12 protein-coding genes are annotated in these 18,169 nt (G+C 28.3%); 8 read left to right on the top strand and 4 right to left on the bottom strand.

Features of this window, described 5'->3' with window-relative positions; all coding sequences use genetic code 11:
• Positions 1 to 4: 4 nt before the first annotated feature.
• Complete coding sequence (locus HNP63_RS01290; protein ID WP_015055671.1) at positions 5 to 2,152, bottom strand: methyl-accepting chemotaxis protein; 2,148 nt, start codon at positions 2,150 to 2,152, stop codon at positions 5 to 7.
• A 267-nt stretch (positions 2,153 to 2,419) separates the two neighbouring features.
• Between HNP63_RS01290 and HNP63_RS01285 the strand changes: the two genes are divergently transcribed.
• Positions 2,420 to 4,627, top strand: coding sequence for a methyl-accepting chemotaxis protein (locus HNP63_RS01285; protein WP_183227025.1), 2,208 nt, complete (start codon positions 2,420 to 2,422; stop codon positions 4,625 to 4,627).
• A gap of 4 nt (positions 4,628 to 4,631) precedes the next feature.
• Here HNP63_RS01285 and murB read toward each other — a convergent pair whose 3' ends face one another.
• The gene (gene murB, locus HNP63_RS01280) at positions 4,632 to 5,543 is read right to left on the bottom strand and encodes a UDP-N-acetylmuramate dehydrogenase (RefSeq protein WP_004789888.1); all 912 of its coding nucleotides are present in this window, start codon (positions 5,541 to 5,543) and stop codon (positions 4,632 to 4,634) included.
• A 51-nt stretch (positions 5,544 to 5,594) separates the two neighbouring features.
• Between murB and HNP63_RS01275 the strand changes: the two genes are divergently transcribed.
• Genes HNP63_RS01275 through HNP63_RS01260 form a run of 4 tightly spaced genes read left to right on the top strand, consistent with a single transcriptional unit; the run spans position 5,595 to position 10,629 of the window.
• Entirely contained in the window at positions 5,595 to 7,037 is a 1,443-nt protein-coding gene (locus HNP63_RS01275; protein ID WP_011601116.1) for a cysteine--tRNA ligase, read from the top strand.
• Positions 7,038 to 7,040: 3 nt separating this feature from the next.
• Positions 7,041 to 8,597 carry an IPT/TIG domain-containing protein gene (locus tag HNP63_RS01270; protein ID WP_004789633.1) on the top strand — a complete coding sequence of 519 codons (1,557 nt, stop codon included), beginning with the start codon at positions 7,041 to 7,043 and terminating at the stop codon, positions 8,595 to 8,597.
• Complete coding sequence (glyA, locus tag HNP63_RS01265) at positions 8,597 to 9,850, top strand: serine hydroxymethyltransferase (protein ID WP_004789393.1); 1,254 nt, start codon at positions 8,597 to 8,599, stop codon at positions 9,848 to 9,850. Before HNP63_RS01270 ends, glyA begins: the two co-directional genes overlap by 1 nt.
• A 26-nt stretch (positions 9,851 to 9,876) precedes the next feature.
• The gene (locus HNP63_RS01260; protein ID WP_004789851.1) at positions 9,877 to 10,629 is read left to right on the top strand and encodes a J domain-containing protein; all 753 of its coding nucleotides are present in this window, start codon (positions 9,877 to 9,879) and stop codon (positions 10,627 to 10,629) included.
• 60 nt (positions 10,630 to 10,689) lie between these two features.
• On the opposite strand, the gene HNP63_RS01255 is transcribed toward HNP63_RS01260, so the two are convergent.
• On the bottom strand, positions 10,690 to 12,549 hold the full coding sequence (locus tag HNP63_RS01255) for an integrin-binding adhesin P66 family protein (protein ID WP_183227023.1): 1,860 nt from the start codon (positions 12,547 to 12,549) through the stop codon (positions 10,690 to 10,692).
• A gap of 238 nt (positions 12,550 to 12,787) precedes the next feature.
• Positions 12,788 to 14,290 (bottom strand): lactate permease LctP family transporter, encoded by a 1,503-nt coding sequence (locus tag HNP63_RS01250; RefSeq protein WP_183227021.1) that lies wholly within the window; start codon positions 14,288 to 14,290, stop codon positions 12,788 to 12,790.
• 84 nt (positions 14,291 to 14,374) lie between these two features.
• Here HNP63_RS01250 and HNP63_RS01245 point away from each other — a divergent pair, with 84 nt between their 5' ends.
• From HNP63_RS01245 to HNP63_RS01235, 3 genes are read left to right on the top strand one after another with little or no spacing between them, the layout of a single operon-like run.
• On the top strand, positions 14,375 to 15,580 hold the full coding sequence (locus HNP63_RS01245) for a D-alanyl-D-alanine carboxypeptidase family protein (protein WP_183227019.1): 1,206 nt from the start codon (positions 14,375 to 14,377) through the stop codon (positions 15,578 to 15,580).
• Between the two features lie 16 nt (positions 15,581 to 15,596).
• The gene (cheD, locus tag HNP63_RS01240) at positions 15,597 to 16,088 is read left to right on the top strand and encodes a chemoreceptor glutamine deamidase CheD (protein WP_004789631.1); all 492 of its coding nucleotides are present in this window, start codon (positions 15,597 to 15,599) and stop codon (positions 16,086 to 16,088) included.
• A complete protein-coding gene (locus tag HNP63_RS01235) occupies positions 16,088 to 18,070 on the top strand; it encodes an ATP-dependent helicase (protein WP_110482905.1) in 1,983 nt (660 codons plus the stop codon). The genes cheD and HNP63_RS01235 overlap by 1 nt, the downstream gene beginning before the upstream one ends.
• Positions 18,071 to 18,169: the final 99 nt, after the last annotated feature.

The following is an 18,169-nucleotide window of genomic DNA, read 5'->3' as shown; positions in this document are numbered from 1 at the left end:
TATTTTATTTAGTTTTAAATTGATTTGTACTCTCACTAATTCCAGAAATATGGCTTGAGTTTGTAGTTCCTAAAACTTTAATACGCTCAATTGCTTCTATTAGTTTATTAATCTCTTCTTTTAAGCCTTTCATTGAGTTTGAGACCGTAATATTAATTTCTCCTAGCAGTTTAACAGTGTTAATAATTTCTTTGTTGCCTCTAAACATATCATTTGATCCAATTTTTACTTCATATGTTATTTCTCTCATTGTATTTAAAGCCTTTAATATTTCTTGGCTACCTATTGATTGTTCTTGCATTGTATGATTTATTTCTTCTATTACTTGAACAACTAGATTGATTGAATCGAATATTTGGTTGAAAGCTTTATTTGTTAATTCAGAAGTGTTTACGGTTTTGGTTATTGAATCCATTATTTCGTTAATTGATGAGGCAACCGATTCTGATTGTGATGTTACTTGTTCTGCTAGGTCTTTTATTTCTTCTGCAACAATTGCGAATCCTTTCCCAGCTTCACCGGCATGAGATGCTTCAATTGCAGCGTTCATTGATAGTAGGTTAGTTTGACTAGCTATAGATGAAATTAAAGAGTTTGCTTCTTGCAATCTTGTTGAGTTTTTGAAAATCTCTTTGATTTGAGCAATAACTTCTTCTTGTTTTTTTCGCCCATCATCAGAGAATCTTTTTAGTTCTTCTGTGCTTTTTGCAGCTTTTTGAGTTATTTCTGTTATTGATTGTATTCCCCCTATCATTTCTTCAATAGCTGATGAGGACTGTTCAACGCTTGCGGCTTGAGTTTCAATTGAGTTGTCAAGAGATGAAATATTTTTTGAAAGACTTTCAATTACGTTTGTTGTATTAGAGATGAATTCTACTTGTTTTTCCACTTCTTCTTGTGTTTTTTCTATGTATTGATTTGAATTTTTTATTGTATTGTGGGTTTTATTTATTTCGCTAAATAAATGGTCTCCGTTTTCTTTTAGCAGCCTCACTCGCTCTTGTAGTGAATTGATTACATTTTTTAGATTTTCAATAAAATGACCAAAAAGATTTATTGTTGAGCTTATTGAATCTTTGCCTTTTGATTCGATTTTAAATGTTAAATCGCCGTTTTTAACCTTTGGAATGACAACATTGAGTTTATCTATTTTTGATATTATTAAAGTTTTTATGGTTGATATCATTATTAATATGAAAATTATTACTAAAATAAATATAATGGAAAGTGAAACCAATCTCATATTTTTAAATTCTTTTGAGAATATGCTATTATAATCTATTTTTATTCCCAAGTACCAATGGGATGTTGTGATCCTTGCTAAGGAGATTATTTCATTTGAATTGCTTGTATTGTAGTTTGCTTTTCCTTGAGACAATGCGTTTAATATTTGAGTTAATGTTTTTGCGTTAAAGCCAAATATGTGCTTTATATTTTTCAAAACCTCATCTTTTCCTCCAAATGCATCCCCACTGCTGTTTATTATGTATATATTAAAGTATTTTGATGAGTTTTGGCTGCTTGCATTTTGTTCTAGCAGTGAGTTTTCTAAAAGCAGTAAAAGATATTCTTTTAGTTCAGAAATTTTTTCTGAAATGTCAGCATATAAAATAATATATCCAATATTAGATTTTTTTGAATCTGTTATTTTATATGCTATTGGAATATAAAAATTGTTATTTATTTTTGTCAAACTGTTGTGAAGAATTGAAATTTGAAATGCAGTTATAGCTTTGCCCAAGATCAATTCTTTTAAGCTCATATATTGACCGGTTCGTTTTTTTTCACTTGATGCGATTATATATCCATCTTTGTTTGCATATTCTATTATTTTAATAAAGGATGGCAGTGTAACTAAAATCTTGTCAGATACCAAGTGTTCCTCACTTTTGTTATTTAGAATTGCAGATTTGTAATCATACCTAGCTGTTAATGTACTTAAAGCTTTTATTATTTCTCTAGATTCATCAGAAAAACTTTTAATCATGGCTTGGTTGATGAATCTAGTAAAGTCTTGAAGTTCTTTTGTTATGATTTTTTTATAGCCCTGATCTAGTAATAAAAAGGTTGTTGCAATAATGATTATTGTATATGCTAAAATTATAAAGTTAAATTTATAAAAAAGATTGGAGTTAAGTTTCTTTTTTTTCACTAAGTTCCCTCAAAAATTTTGATTTTTCATAAAATTTTTAAAATATTAAATTTTTAGTATTCCATATGTTTTATTATATAATTATATATGCATGTAGCTAAATAATAAAATAATTATTTGCAAATATTTGGGGATTTAATCTTTAAGATTTAAAAAGAAAAGTCTAATTTGCTAATTGTTATTAGTAATTATTTATATGTGATTTATGAAGGTAAAAGTTTTGTTTTAAGGCTTTAATAATATTAATGTTATGTTTGGAGAGCTTTTATGCCCGATGAGAATTTAATCGATGTTAATTTGAAAAATACTAAACGATTTCTTTATCTAGTTTTATTTGGATTTCTTCTTTTTAATATTTTATTTATAGGTTATTCATATGTTAATCATAAAAATGAATATTTAGATCGCTTTAAATTTGATTCTAAGTTATTTTTAAACAGTGTGTCTGCTGTTATTAAGGCCAAATACTTAGAATCCTCTAGGGTTCTTGAAGAGCTTGTAAAAGATAGCTATAGGTTTGGGATATTGGTGAATTCTTCAAAGAGCTTTCTTTTGTCTTCAAGTTTAAAATTGAGCGATAGTTTAGATGAAAATAGTGATTTGTTTTTAAAGTCAAGAGAATTTAGTTCTATAGATAAAATTTTTAAAACTATTCCTTTGACAGAAAATTCACTTGAAGGTATATTTTATATTCCTATAGGAAAGAATGTTTTAATATCAAATTCAAATTTTTCATCTTTGGGATTAAAAGATGTTAGATTGGATCCAATTTATTCTGTTCCTGTAGAAAAAAATTCTAAATATCATTCAAGGTATATGAGAATAGATGGGAAAATTTATTCTGTAGTAAGCTTTCCTGTTAGGGATTCTGTTGCAACATTGGGTGTGATAGGGATTCTAGTATGCTTTGATGAGGCGTTTGATATTATTGAAAATCAACTTTATTCTTCTCTTAAATTTAGCAGTAATAATTATAATTTTTTTATGCTTGACAGAAATTATATGCCTATTTTTTTAAACTTTAATAATCTTAAGGCCAAATCTTTTTCTACAGTTTATAGTGAGAATGTTTTGAGTAAAGCTACAGCTTATACTAAAAAAGATTCTTCTACTTCTCAGTACACCTTTAATTATGGAGGCGATTTTTATTTTTTAAACTTTGCAAAAACCGAGGATTTTTTGATTCAAGGATTGATTTTAAATGCCAATTCCATTCCTATTATGTTTAAGTCAAATTGGATTGTATTTTTTATATTTTTGTTATCATCTTTTGCTATCATGTTTTATTTATGTAATACTTTTATTTTTTCATTAATCAATGATTTTAATAGAATTGTTGATTATCAAAAAGCAAAAAGCGATCCTTTTAGTCTTGAGTCTCCTTTAGAGGTTAGGTATTCTTCAGCTATTATTTCTTATATTAGTTCAAAGCTAGACAAGCTGTCGTCTAAGGGTAGTGAATCTTTTAAGAAGATAAAATTTTATTCTAAAGATTTAAATGATTATTTAGAACAAATAGAAACTGCCATATTAAATACTCAGAGTATAGATTCTAGCATTTTAGCTTATGAGCAACTAAGAGATACTTTTTCTAGATTTGAAAAGTCAATTGTTGATATTTTAAAAGGATTTGAATCTGTTACTGATCCGATTAATGACCACAATAAGTATATGTCAGAAATTTCCTCAAATTTTGAAGAGAATGTTAGTTTTTTTTATAGTATAGATAAAAATTTAGAAATTTTTAATAAAGTTGCTACTACAAATTCTGCTGATATTGAAAGCATTAAAAGTAAAGTTTTTGATTTAAATATTGTTTTTGAAAATGTGAATAAAAATTTTGCAGATCTTTTGTCTCAAACAAACAGCTTGCAAAGTGTAAATAAACTTTTAGTTTCAATTTCAGCTCAGACTAATATGCTTGCTATGAATGCAGCAATTGAAGCAGCAAAAGCAGGTGATGCAGGTAAAAGTTTTGCAGTTGTTGCTGAAGAGATTAGAAAGCTTGCTATTAATTCTGGAAAATATTCTAAAACTATTAAAGATGAACTTAAAACGGTTGATAGCATTATTGCAGTAATTAATTCAGAGATTGATACAATTTATAAAAATTTCATAGATATTCAAGATAATGTGGACAGCAATTTTTCAAGACATGAGAAGGTAGATCTTACTCTTGCTAAGCATTTTAAAGAAATTGGTGAGTTTAAAGAAAGATATTTGTCTCATGACACTAAGATCAGAGATGCTAAGAATATGTATAAAGAAATATTTAATAACCATTTCTTTATTAGTAGTAAGTTTAATAACTTTAGTCAGGATTTAAAAGAGCTTAAAGCTTCTAAGATGAATTTAGATGTAGTAAACTCTCTTCAAGAATATTCATCTTTGATGAAATCTTCTAAGGATAAGATATTAAAGACAAAGGAATTGATTCAAAAAATCAATGCTGAGATTAAAGATGTTCTTTTTTAGCTTTTTAATTTTTAAATCCTATGTAAAGGACTTCTTCTTCGAGTAAAAGTCCAGTTTTAAGGTGGACTTCAGTTTTTACTTTTTCAATTAAACTTTTTACGTCATTAGAAGTGGCATTGTTAATATTGATAATAAAGTTTCCATGATATTGGGACACTAAAGCGCCACCAATGCTTAGACCTTTGAGTTTACACTCTTCAATTATTTGTCCACTAGGTTTGAGGAATGCTTTATTATTTTTAAAAGTGCTCCCACTACTTGGGAATAAATAGTGTCCTTTGTTTATTCTTATTTGTTTGTTTTTATTCATTTTTTCTTCAATATTTTTTTTATTTTCTTTTTTTAAATTCAATTCAACTTTTAATATGAGAGAGTTTTTATTTTGAAAAGGTGATACTTTATAATTAAAGTCTTCTTTTTTAAATTCTTTGCAAATAGTTTTCCCTTTGTCGTTTATAAATGTAATTTTTTTTAGTATTTCAGAGATTTCATTTCCAAAGCATCTGGCATTCATCCATACAGCGCCTCCTAATGTTCCAGGTAGTCCATAGATAAATTCTAAACCGCTTAAGCTATTGTCTAGTGCAATTTTACATAAATTTTCGAAATTTGCACCGCATTCGGCGACAATTTTATTTTTGTGAATTTCTATTCTGTTTAGATATCCAGTGTATATTATTGGAAAATCAAGTTCTTTCTCGTCATTGACTAAAATATTAGATCCTCCCCCAAGAATAAATAGTTTAATTTTTTCTTCTATTGCTGCTTTAAAAATACTTTCGGCTTCTTGTATATTTTTAGGAATAAGAAATAATTTCGAAATGTTTCCAATTTTATATGTTGTATAGTCAATCAGATTTTTTGTTTGAGGCTTTATATTGATTTTTTTAAAAAAATTATTTAGGCTTTTAAGCATACTTACTTAATAATAGATTAGACTTTTTATTTTTTCAATTTTGAGAAATGTATGATTTTAAAGTTACATAATACTAGAACAAAGGATTTTTCAGAATTAACAAATTTTGATAATGTTAAAGTGTATGCTTGTGGGCCTACTGTTTATAATTATGCGCACATTGGAAATTTTAGAACTTATATCTTTGGAGATTTATTAATTAAAACTTTAAGGTTTTTAGGGTATAAAGTTAACTATGCGATGAATATTACAGATATTGGGCATTTAACGGGCGATCTTGATGATGGAGAAGATAAAGTTGTCAAGACCGCAAGAGAGAAAGGTCTTACAGTTCAAGAGATTAGTGAATTTTTTACGGAAGCTTTTTTTAAGGATTGTAGAAAATTAAATGTTGTATATCCCGATAAAGTTCTTATTGCAAGTAAACATATTCCCATCATGATAGAGGTTGTTAAAATTCTTGAAGAAAAAAAAATTACTTATTTTTCTAATGGTAATGTATATTTTGATACTTCTTGTTTTAAAAGCTATGGGGAGATGGCTGGCATTGATTTGATTGATAAAGACATGACTTTTTCTAGGGTTGATATTGATAAATTTAAAAGAAATAAAACCGATTTTGTTTTGTGGTTTACTAATTCTAAATTTAAAGATCAGGAAATGAAATGGGATTCTCCTTGGGGGTTTGGTTATCCGAGTTGGCATTTAGAGTGCGCTGCTATGAATTTGGAGTATTTCAAAGATACACTTGATATTCATTTAGGAGGAGTTGATCATATTGGAGTTCATCATATAAATGAAATAGCAATAGTAGAGTGTTTCTTAAATAAGAAATGGTGTGATATTTTTGTTCATGGAGAATTTTTGATCATGGATTACAATAAGATGTCAAAGTCACGTGGAAATTTTATTACAGTTAAGGACCTAGAAGAGCAAAATTTCTCTCCTCTTGATTTTAGATATTTGTGTTTGACATCACACTACAGGAATCAATTAAAATTTTCATTAAATAATCTTCAAGCAAGCAAGATTGCTAGGGAAAATATGATAAACAGGCTAAGTTATTTTTATGCATCTTTAGATCCAGTTGCTTTAGGTGTGCTTAATAAGGATTTAAAAAATTTTGGTTTTAGTGAAGAAAAAGAATATTATGATTCTTTTATAGAAAAAGTTTCTTTTGATTTGAATATTTCTCAAGGATTGGCTTTGCTTTGGGAGATAATTAAATCTGAAAATCTAAGCTTTGTTTCAAAGCTTAGATTGGCTTTTATTTTTGATGAGATTATGTCGCTTAATTTGAGAGAAGAAATTTTAAAAAATTTAGAAAATCATGATGTAGTTGTTGATGAGAATATGAAAACTTTGATTGAAGAAAGAAGAATAGCTAAATGTGAAAAAAATTTTAAGCGTGCTGATGAAATTAGAGACTTTTTTGCTAAAAAAGGTTTTGTTTTGGTTGATACTAAGGAAGGAACCAAAGTTAAAAGAGGCTAATGTTTGGCTATTTTTTTTAAAAACAAATATTTTTATTTAAGCTTAATTTTTCTTCTTTTTTTATTTTTATTTGTTTTTTCTGGATTTTTATTTTATTCAAGGCCAATTATTTATGATATATCCCCAATTCCTACTTCACACAAGGATATCATTGTTATTAAAGGAAACAATTTAGGTTATAGTACAGGCGATATTAATATTAACAATAATTATTTGGTTAAAAGTAGTATCATTAGTTGGAATAACACAGAAATAGTTTTTAAAATTACAGACGAAGTAAATTCCGGACTTATTTTTGTAAAAAGTGAAAGTGGAACTAGTAACGAACTTTTTCTTGTTATTAGTAGACAAGTTCCTGTTAAGCTTAATAGAGAAAATATACCTTTTATTTTTTCACAGGATGAAATAATTTTAAATGCGAATTCTTCAACTTTATTGCAAGGTATGAATTTGTTTTCACATTCTAGCGCTATTAAAATTTTGCTTGAAACTAAGGATAAACTTTATACAATTTTGCCTCAAAATATTTTAAATATTTCTGAGAATAGAGTAGAATTTATTTCTCCTAAAACTTTAAATTCTGGTGGGAAACTTTATGTTTTATTGGACAATCTTCAAAGCAATAAAGTTCCGTTTTCTTTTAAAAATGATTTTTTTCAGTGGACTTTAAGTGATTCAAAAGAGTTTGCAATAATTGAAGAAATTTATTTTTCTCAAGATATTAGTAGCAATCTTGATTCAATTCCCAAAGATATTAATTTTAATGTCTTTTATTTAAAACCAATTGAGAATGAACGTCAAAAAATTACAAAGTATAGCAATGAGCATCTTGATTTTAATATTGGCAATTTATTTTTTGAAAACCTGAAAACAAATAAATTTATTTTTAAGACTAAGTTAAAGACTTATAAACTTAATTTGAAATTTTTGGATACTAAATATTTAGAAAGTATTGAGGCTAATAAAGATATTAATAATCAAGAGTACAAAACTTATGTTCAAGACAAAAAACAAGATTATTTATCTTACAGCTCTGTTGATTTAGGGTCGTTAGATTCTCTAATCTTATCAATTACTGCTGGGAGTAATTCAGTTTATAGGTTGGCTAAAGCAATCACTGATGTTTTGACTTCAAATTTTAAAATTGTTGAGAATAATTTAAGTTTAAAAGATTCTATTAAAGAAAGAAAAATTTCATCTAGCAATTTAATAGTTCTTACGAATTTATTATTTTTAAAGTACGATATTCCACTAAGAAATATAGTTGGACTTTACTATGATTCTAATTCTCTTAAATTGAATGAGCATTTTTGGTTTGAATTTTTTTTGGCTGGGGTTGGTTTTGTATATTTTGATATAATAAATGCAGTATTATTTAAGGATAATTCTAAGTATTTTTTAAATATGTCTGAGAACTATATTCAATATGGGTGCAAAGAGGACTATGATAAAAATGAATTTTTTAATGGATATTCAGATTATAGGTTTTTAAAGTACAAAAGCTTGACAAACGGATCGTATTCTTTGATGCATAGGTTTGTTTTGGAGGATAATTTTTAATGAGAGATGATCAAATATTTAATTTAATTGAGAAAGAGAAATTAAGAGAAAAAGAGCATATTGAGCTGATTGCGTCCGAAAATTTTACATCTTTAGAGATAAGGCAGGCTGTTGGGAGTGTTTTAACCAATAAGTATGCTGAAGGATATCCGTTGAATCGATATTATGGAGGTTGTTCTTTTATTGATGAGATTGAAACCTTAGCAATTTTAAGAGCAAAAGAGCTTTTTGGTGCAAAGTATGCTAATGTTCAACCCCATAGCGGATCTCAGGCTAATATGGCTGCTATAATGGCCCTTATTAATCCGGGCGACAGGATTCTTGGTATGCAATTGTCTCATGGAGGGCATTTAACTCATGGCAGTAGGGTGAATTTTTCTGGTATATTTTTTAACACCTATTTTTATGGTGTTTCTAGAGATTCTGAGTTGATTGATTATGATGAGGTTCTTAAAATAGCCAGAGATTGTAGACCAAATTTAATAATAGCTGGGGCTTCTTCTTATTCAAGAGAAATTGATTTTAAAAAATTTAGAGAAATAGCAGACGACGTTTCCGCTTATCTTTTATGTGATATTGCGCATATTGCAGGTCTTATTGTTGCTGGTTTTCATAATTCTTCGATTGATGTGGCGCATCTTACTACAAGTACTACGCATAAAACTTTAAGAGGGCCAAGAGGTGGAATAATACTTTCTGGAAAAGATTTTAACAAATTAGTAACCTTTAATGGGAAAGAGAAAACTTTGTCTAATGCTGTAAATTCTACAGTTTTCCCTGGAACTCAAGGGGGACCCTTAGTTCATGTTATTGCAGGCAAGGCTATTGCATTCAGAGAGGCCCTTCAAGAAAATTTTAAAGAATACATTTCTAATGTAATAAAAAATACTAAAGTTATGGCTGAATATTTCAAATCGGAAGGATTTCGGATTGTCAGTGGAGGCACAGACAATCATTTATTTTTGGTTGATCTTAGTAGTTTGGATCTTACAGGCGCTGATGCTGAGAAATTGCTTGAGAGGGTAAATATTACTTTAAATAAAAATGCTATTCCTTTTGATAAAAAAAGTCCCGCCTTGGCTTCCGGTATTAGAATTGGAGGTGCTGCTATTACTTCTAGGGGCCTGAATGAAAGTGATTCTTTAAATGTTGCTAAATTTATTGTTAGAGCTTTAAAAACAAGGTCTGATATTGAATTAAAACAAATAAAAAAGGAAGTTGTAAGATTTATTAGAGATTTTGACATGCCTTAATTATGTTTGGAGGTTATGATTAATAAATGCCAAGCTTAATTAGAATCTTTTTTTTAGTGTTGTTTTTTATTTTTATTTTTAATCCCATTTTAATAGGGATGCTTTTTATATTATTTCCTTTTTTTTTGATATTATTTAGTTTTTTAGGTGTTTTTAGAATCTATTTTACAAGAGATTACTCATATTCTAGATCTAGAGAGTTTGAATTTTATAAACTTTCTTTTTTATTAATGGCTAAGTTACTATCTATTTTGGGAACTGTAACGGGAGAACAGCTAAATTATGTCAATTTTATTATCAATTCTTTGAATTTATCTGAACGTGGTAAATCAGAATTGTATACTATTTTTCATTCTGCTATTACTAAAAATAATAATGCAGATAAAATTTTATATACTCTTAAGCTTGGCTATTTCCAACATAAAGATCTTTTTATATGGCTTTTTGCTTCTCTTAAAGAAATTAACAGGCTTTCTAGGTATAAAAACTTAGAAGCTGAAAAATTTATTTCTTATGTTGGCGTTTTTCTTGAACTTGAATCTGATGGTTATGAAGCTTATAAAGATATTAATATTAAAATTGTAAATCCCTATAGTGTTTTGGGGTTGACTTATAGTGCTAGTGATGATGAGATTAAAAAGGCTTATAAAAGCCTTGTTATAAAATATCATCCTGATAGGTTTGCAAATGATCCTGTAAGGCAAAAAGATGCGAATGATAAATTTATTAAAATTCAAGATGCTTATGAAAAGATTTGCAAAGAAAGAAATATTAAGTAATTAATTGATTAATTTGTTTTTAAAGATAAAAAAGAAGGGCTTTTGGCCCTTCTTTTGCTGTTAGCTTCCGCTGTAGGCTATTTTGAATTGCAAGAAAGCACTGCCAATAGCAGCATTATTTGCGTTTTTATTAGCAAGTTCTATAATATTATTTGAATCCCATCCAAGAGAAATTGTTGTAAATCTTATTAGTTTTTCAAGGCTAAGTCCTGTTTTTAAATAAATTTTTGTAGCATCGCTTGATATTTTATTAGAAGGTCCTAAAAGGTATGCTCCAATATATGGTACTACATATGCTTCTGTTGAAATGGATTCTATTGGAATTGCATAATCAAGATATAAAGCTATGCCTAGTTTCATTGCGTCTTCAAATGTTAAATTAGGTGTTATGGCTTGTGTGCCTGTTGAACTTTGTCCAGCTTGATTGTTCTCATTAGCACTTAAGGTTGATGTAGGATAGTTTTCTACAGATTTTTGTCTTAAAATATCATAAAGACCGATAGATGTTATCCAACCCAGTCCATTCATAAGCCCCTTTTTGTTGTCTTCATAGCTTGAGATTTCAACATTTAAGCTTTGAAATGCATTTTCAGATATGGTTTTTAATCTTTTTTCTGTATCTTTAGATCTGTAAAGATTTTGCCCATAGCTTATTCCTAATGCAACTCCAGATTTTTTGTCTTGTTCTCCAAATAGTCTTGTACTGTAGGAATCAGATCCTTTAACTTTCCAAGATTCTTTTTCACCGGCGTCTTTATTCCAAGCAAGCCCTATGCTTGCTCCTGTTGAAAATGCAATGCCCAGTTCTGTATTTTTATTGAAATTAAGGGCATTGCCATTTGGATCAAATATATCCTCGGCTTTTTTACTAGGATCTAAAGATATTCCTTTTTTCAAATTTGCTGCTTTTGAGATGTGTCCAAATACAGAAAAATCGCTTGCAAAAGGATCTATTCCAAAATCAGTACCCATTTGTAAAATAAGATAGGTATTTTTATTATTGATTTTTGTTAATCCAAGCTTATATTGAGCTCCAAAAGATGCCAAAATTGCAGAATTTGATAAAGTTGGGCTTAATAAATCGTTACCAATTAGGGATTTATCTTTTAAAGAGTATGTTATTGATGAATTATTGAATGTTTCATTTCCATAAGCTCCTGATAAGCCAAAGTTTAATTCAAAAGGTGTTTCTGCAATTACAGATTGAGTATCTTCGTTTTGATCAAGTATATTTTTTATTGGCTTCCATGTTGCTTGAATTCCATAAAGGATTCCTTGATAGGTTTTATTGTATGGAGTGTCTTTGTCATTCTCTTGATTTCTATTACCTGTGCCTGTTCCTCCTATTGCAAATGTAAGGTCGATTTGTGGGAGTTTGTATCCCAGTTGAATTGTTCCTATGTTTTTAGAAGTACCTCTTGCAAGAATTGTCCCTCTTACTGCTCTATCATTACTTGGGAATCCATAGTAAGTGCTTTTGAATCCAGTCATAGGCGCAAAGCTAAATAAAGATTCTTTATTAAAGTCAAAATCTGTCATAGTACTTATTTTAATAAAAAAATCGTATATATTAATTTGGGCTGTTATATCTCCTACATCGATTTTGAATTGAGCGTCTTTTTTGCCTTCTGCTTTTAATGCAAGATCTTCCACTTTAATGTAAGCTGAAAATGGATCGTCTTTGCCTAATTCTGGATTAGCTTCAAATGGTTTAAGTTTAATAGTAATTTTACTTTTGTTTTCAAACCCAGGGACAAGTTCATCCATATCAAATCTGAATTCACTTGTGTTTTCAAATCCAAATGTCGGTATCCACGGGTTTATTTTAAATATATCTTTTTCCTTTAATGCGTCTGCTGCAAATATTGCTGCAGATGTGGTTAAAAATATAATTAATTTATATAAAATATGATTTTTCATAATTATACCTTCCTGTTGTAACTATAAACTTTTTATTAGTTTTAGTTATTTATTAAACGTCTTAATAATATATATATAATACATATTACTTATTGTACATAATAACATGTATACAATATTAAAACTATTAGATAAAAATTCAATATCATATTGGTATTTTGTGATTTTTATACTATTCAAATTTATAAATAAGATTAATTGTATTGTCAACTAATCTTATTTATTTTAAATGATTAATTTATACTAAATAAACTAGTAATCCTGTTGCTAGAATGTAGTATAAAGCGTAAGTTATTGTTTTTGATAAAAGTTTGCCCTCTTGTCCAATTAATCCGGCAGTTGTTGTTGCTATTGTGATGTTTTGGGGAGAAATCATTTTCCCTCCAGTTGCTCCTGTTGTATTTGCTGCCGCAAGCCAGTAAGGATTTGTTCCAATATTTTCTGCCATTTGTGTTTGTAAAGGTCCAAAAAGAACGTTTGAAACTGTGTCGCTTCCTGTTAAAAATGTCCCAATAGCTCCAATTAGTGGACTAAATAATGGGCCAAATTGACCTGTTATTATTGAGATTCCATTAGCAAGATCTCTTATCATTCCACTGTGTGTCATTAATCTTGATATTGCAACAATGCATATGATTATAAATGAAGATAATGCCATTTTTTTCAAGGTTAGTATAAATATTTTTAGTTGTTTTAATATTGGGACTCCTCGCATTGAATAGGATATTATTGTTGCAAGTATAATCAAGAAGCCTGGAGAGGTAATCCATTTAAAGTGTAGGGGATTTGCTTCTGGATAAATACTAATAGTGCTTTGAAAAGTTATAAGGTATTCGTGAATTTTGTTAAAAAGAGGAGATACAAGTACTATAAATGCTACTATTAAAATGTAGGGTGAGCAAGCAATAATTCCTTTTGATAAAGGTATTGTGCTTTTATTTTTGTGTTCGTGAGTGTCTTTATTTTCAAAAAACTTTGCATAAACTATTGTTATTGTCATAGAAAGGATGCTTCCAAGGATTGCAGGAAGTTCTGGGCCTAAAGCTTTTGATATGAATACTTGAGATATTGCCATTGACATGCCTGAGAGTAGGGTAAGAAGAAAAACCCCTTTTAATCCTTTAATGCCTCCTCCTGTAAGAATTACTAATACAAAAGGTATTGTTAAGGTTGGGAGTATTAGTTGCAATGCAATCTCAGATGAAAGCTTGTTAGCATCTAAGTTAGTTGCTTGAGCTAAAGATATTATAGGAATTCCCACAGATCCATAAGCGGTCGAAGAGGTATTCATTATTAAACAGATTAAGCAGGCAAAAAATGGTTCAAATCCCATTGCTATTAATATTGATACAGGAATTGAAACAGCAGTTCCGTATCCGGCAACTCCTTCTAAAAAATTTCCAAATCCCCATGCTACTAGTAAGACTATGATTCTTTTATCAGAAGATACGTTTGATAATATATTTTTAATAGTTTCTATGTCTTTTTGATCTTCTGACATTTTATATGTAAATATGGCAGCAATAATTACGGTTACTATTGGCCATATCCCCATTAATGTGCCTTCAAGTACTGCAAGACTTGTGTTTACTATTCCTAAGTTTTTATAAAATATAACTATAGCAATAGTGGTTATTAATGATATAGGTATTACATAGTAAGCAGGTTTTTTTATTATGCCAAGTCCAATAATTATTAGGATCATTGGTGCCAAAGCTGCTATAAAATCATAAAAATTCATGAAAAATGACTCCTTTTAAATTGTATTATGATTAGCGATCAATAAATATTATATAATAATATATATTTTAATATTACTTGCTATATGAATAGTATTTGTGTTGTTGAAAAGTTGTTATTAACTTTATTTTTATTTTTTTTCTTACTTTGTGATGATCTTTTTGCAGTTAATTTAGCTGAGATTAATAAATTATCACAGTATGCAAAATCAATAGTTTTAATGGATTTTGATACTAAGAGGGTGCTTTATTCTAAGAATCCTAATTTGGTTTTTCCTCCAGCATCACTTACAAAGATTGTTACAATTTATACAGCTTTAATTGAGGCTGAAAAGCGAAATATAAAATTAAAAAGCATAGTTCCTATTAGCGATTCTGCTTCATATTATAATGCGCCTCCGAATTCTTCTTTAATGTTTTTAGAAAAAGGTCAAATTGTTAATTTTGAAGAGATTTTAAAAGGACTTTCAGTTTCGTCAGGCAATGATGCTTCTATTGCAATTGCTGAGTTTGTAGTAGGCGATTTAAATAGTTTTGTTAATTTGATGAATATTAATGCCTTTAATTTAGGACTTTTTAATATGCATTTTGTTGAACCTTCTGGATATAGCAATGAAAATAAAATTACAGCACTAGATATGGCCTTTTTTGCAAAATCTTATGTAGAAAAGTTTAAATTTATGCTTAATATCCATTCCTTAAAGTATTTTGTTTATCCAAAGAGTAAAAATTTAGGAACTACTTTATCGTCAAAATTTTTAAACTTAAAACAAAGAAATGCTAATCTATTAATAGATGATTATCCTTATTCAGATGGTCTTAAAACGGGATATATTAAGGAATCAGGCTTAAATCTTGTTGCTACTGCTTTAAAGGGCGAAAGAAGATTGATAGCAGTTGTATTGGGAGTTGAAAAAGGAATTAATAGGTTTGGAGAGAAAATGAGAACTTTGATTGCAAAAAATTTATTTGAGTATGGATTTAATGAATATTCTAAATTCCCTTTAATAGTAAAATTAAAAGAAAAAGTCTATAATGGTACAGTAGATACAGTTGCTCTTTTTTCTAAAGAGCCTTTTTATTATGTTTTGACTAAAGATGAATTTGATAAAATTAATATAAGTTATACTGTTGATAAACTGGTTGCCCCTCTTAGTGGGGATATGCCTGTTGGGAGGGCTATGATTTTTTTAGAAAATGAAAAAGTAGGAGATGTTGCTTTGTTTAGTAGCGAAGTGGATAAATTAGGGTTTTGGCAAGGTCTTTATAAGAGTTTTGTAAATTTTTTTTAAGAGAGTATTAAATTTTATGTTAAATCATTTTAATTTTAAATTGAAACGAGATGTTACAATAATAGTTCCAGGTGAAGCTTTTGTTTCAAATAAAAGAGTTATTTCTACAATTCTTGGTTCTTGTGTTGCTGTTGTGCTTTGCGACGAATCAAGCAATTTAATTGGAATGAACCATTATGTTCTAGTTAAGTCAGATCTTGATATATCTCCTGCTCAAAGGGGAAGGTATGGGATTTATGCTATTCCCATGTTGATAAATGCAATGTTAGAAAATGGTGCTAATAAAAGTAATCTTAAGGCTAAGCTTTTTGGGGGAACTAATTTTATGGCAAAAGGATCGGTTAAGGTGGGACTTGAAAATTCAGAGTTTGCTATTAATACATTAAATAAGTATCGTATTCCAATCTTAGCTAAAGATTTTGATCAATCTAAGTCACGAAAGATTTTTGCTTTTCCTGAAAGCTTTAAAGTTATTGTGGAATATCCAGATGGAACAAAGGTTTTTTAATCTTGCCTGATGATTTTTTTAAAAAATCTCTCAATCAATTTCAGTATGAAGCAGTTACCACTATTGAAGGTGCCCTTTTAATTATTGCTGGTGCTGGTAGTGGAAAAACAAGAGTTGTTACTCATAGAATAGCTTATTTGCTTTTAAAAGGCATTGCTCAAAAGGAAATTTTAGCCTTAACTTTTACCAACAAGGCGGCTAATGAAATGAAGGATAGAATTAAAAAAATTTTAAAAAGTCCTCTTAGCAATCTTATGGTTTCAACTTTTCATGCTTTTGGACTTTTCTTTTTAAAAGAAAATTATAAATTGTTAGGATATAGAAAAAACTTCAGCATTTATGATGATAATGATAGAATTTCTCTTCTTAAAGAGATTTTACTTGATGAGGGCCTTTTAAATAAAAAAGTTTCCTTAAATTCACTTAGTAATGTTATTTCACTTTTTAAAAATGGAATTCTTACCCTTAATGATTTAAAGGAAGAAGATATAAATATTTTTAGACTTTATGAAGAGCGATTAAGGCTTTATAATTCTTTTGATTTTGACGATTTGATTTTAAAACCAAAAGAATTGTTAAGTAATAATTCTGATATTAGAAATAAATATTCTAAAAGATATAAGTATGTTTTGATTGATGAGTTTCAAGATACTTCTTTGATTCAATATAATTTTATTCGTCTTTTGATAAATCATAGTAATTTATGTTGTGTTGGAGATGATGATCAATCGATATATTCTTGGCGTGGGGCTAGTTATAATAATATGTTGCAATTTGAAAAAGATTACAACGCTAAAGAAATAAAGCTTGAACAAAATTATCGTTCTGCAAAAAATATTTTAGATGTTGCCAATTCTGTGATTTTAAATAATAAAAATAGGAAAGAAAAGACTTTGTGGTCTTCAAAGATGTGTAGCAAAGTTATAGATTTTTTTATATTTGAGGATGAAATTCAAGAATCTGAGTTTGTTGCAAGCCAAATCATAGAGCTTTCAAAGCTAGAAGGTTTTCAATCTAAAAAGATAGGAGTTCTTATGAGAACTAATGCTCTTTTTAAAAACGTTGAAATGATTTTTAAAAGACAGGGCATAAAATATAAAGTTTCAGGGGGAACATCTTTTTTCCAAAGAAAAGAAATAAAAGATATTATTTCTTATTTAAATGTAATAATAAATCCTAAAAGTGATTATGATCTGCTTAGAATCATTAATATTCCAAGAAGGGGGATTGGCAAGGAATATTTGAAAAAAATTAGAGATATGGCAGACAAGAAAGGCTGTTGTATTTATGATGCTCTTTGTGATATTGCTTTTTCTTTTGCAAGCATTTCTAGTTATGATAAAGTTTTAAATAAACAAGTCATTGAAAGTATAGAAGATTTTGTATCTTTTATTGAAGAGTATCAATATAAATTTAGCATAAAAAAAAACACGTATTCTAATATAATCAAAGAAATGATAGAAAGTATTGAATATTGGGGATTTTTAGTTAGTGAAAATCCTAATTCAATTAAAGTAGCTGAATATAAATATCAAAATATAGAAGGGTTTTTAAGTATAATTAAAAATTGGGAATCTAAACAATTAGGTGAATTGAGAGATTTAAGTAGTTTTTTAAACTATATAGTTCTTCAATCTAATGAAGTAAGTGAGGAATCTGAAAATATCAATATTAATTTAATGACAGTGCACTCTGCTAAAGGCTTGGAATTTGATTATGTATTTTTTATTGCTGTTGAAGACAATATTATTCCTCATCATAGAATCATTGAAGATAGTGAACTTGACTTAGAAGAAGAGAGGCGAGTTTTTTATGTTGCATTAACTCGTGCAAAAGATTCTCTTGTTATTACTATGGCTAATAAGCGAAAAAAAGATAGGCAAATTTTTGAGCAGTTGCCTTCAAGATTTATTTCAGAAATTCCCAAAGAATTTTTAAATTTTAATTATTATGCAGATTTTATTGAAAATAAAGCCCGATAAACATTATTGAATTTATTGAATGAATTTAAAGATTGATTTAGTATATTATATGATTAATTATAATTTAGTATAAGCATATTTATAAATTTAATATAATCA

Source organism: Borreliella afzelii, from assembly GCF_014202295.1.
Taxonomy (GTDB): domain Bacteria; phylum Spirochaetota; class Spirochaetia; order Borreliales; family Borreliaceae; genus Borreliella; species Borreliella afzelii.
The sequence above is the reverse complement of the archived record's forward strand: the minus strand, read 5'-3'. Positions and strand labels throughout refer to the sequence as shown.

Excerpts from the sequence above, each read along its gene's own strand:
- HNP63_RS01260 (WP_004789851.1), top strand. The coding sequence starts at position 9,877 with ATGCCAAGCTTAATTAGAATCTTTTTTTTAGTGTTGTTTTTTATTTTT.
- HNP63_RS01250 (WP_183227021.1), bottom strand. The coding sequence starts at position 14,290 with ATGAATTTTTATGATTTTATAGCAGCTTTGGCACCAATGATCCTAATA.
- cheD (WP_004789631.1), top strand. The coding sequence starts at position 15,597 with ATGTTAAATCATTTTAATTTTAAATTGAAACGAGATGTTACAATAATA.
- HNP63_RS01275 (WP_011601116.1), top strand. The coding sequence starts at position 5,595 with ATGATTTTAAAGTTACATAATACTAGAACAAAGGATTTTTCAGAATTA.
- HNP63_RS01245 (WP_183227019.1), top strand. The coding sequence starts at position 14,375 with ATGAATAGTATTTGTGTTGTTGAAAAGTTGTTATTAACTTTATTTTTA.
- murB (WP_004789888.1), bottom strand. The coding sequence starts at position 5,543 with ATGCTTAAAAGCCTAAATAATTTTTTTAAAAAAATCAATATAAAGCCT.
- glyA (WP_004789393.1), top strand. The coding sequence starts at position 8,597 with ATGAGAGATGATCAAATATTTAATTTAATTGAGAAAGAGAAATTAAGA.
- HNP63_RS01255 (WP_183227023.1), bottom strand. The coding sequence starts at position 12,549 with ATGAAAAATCATATTTTATATAAATTAATTATATTTTTAACCACATCT.
- HNP63_RS01285 (WP_183227025.1), top strand. The coding sequence starts at position 2,420 with ATGCCCGATGAGAATTTAATCGATGTTAATTTGAAAAATACTAAACGA.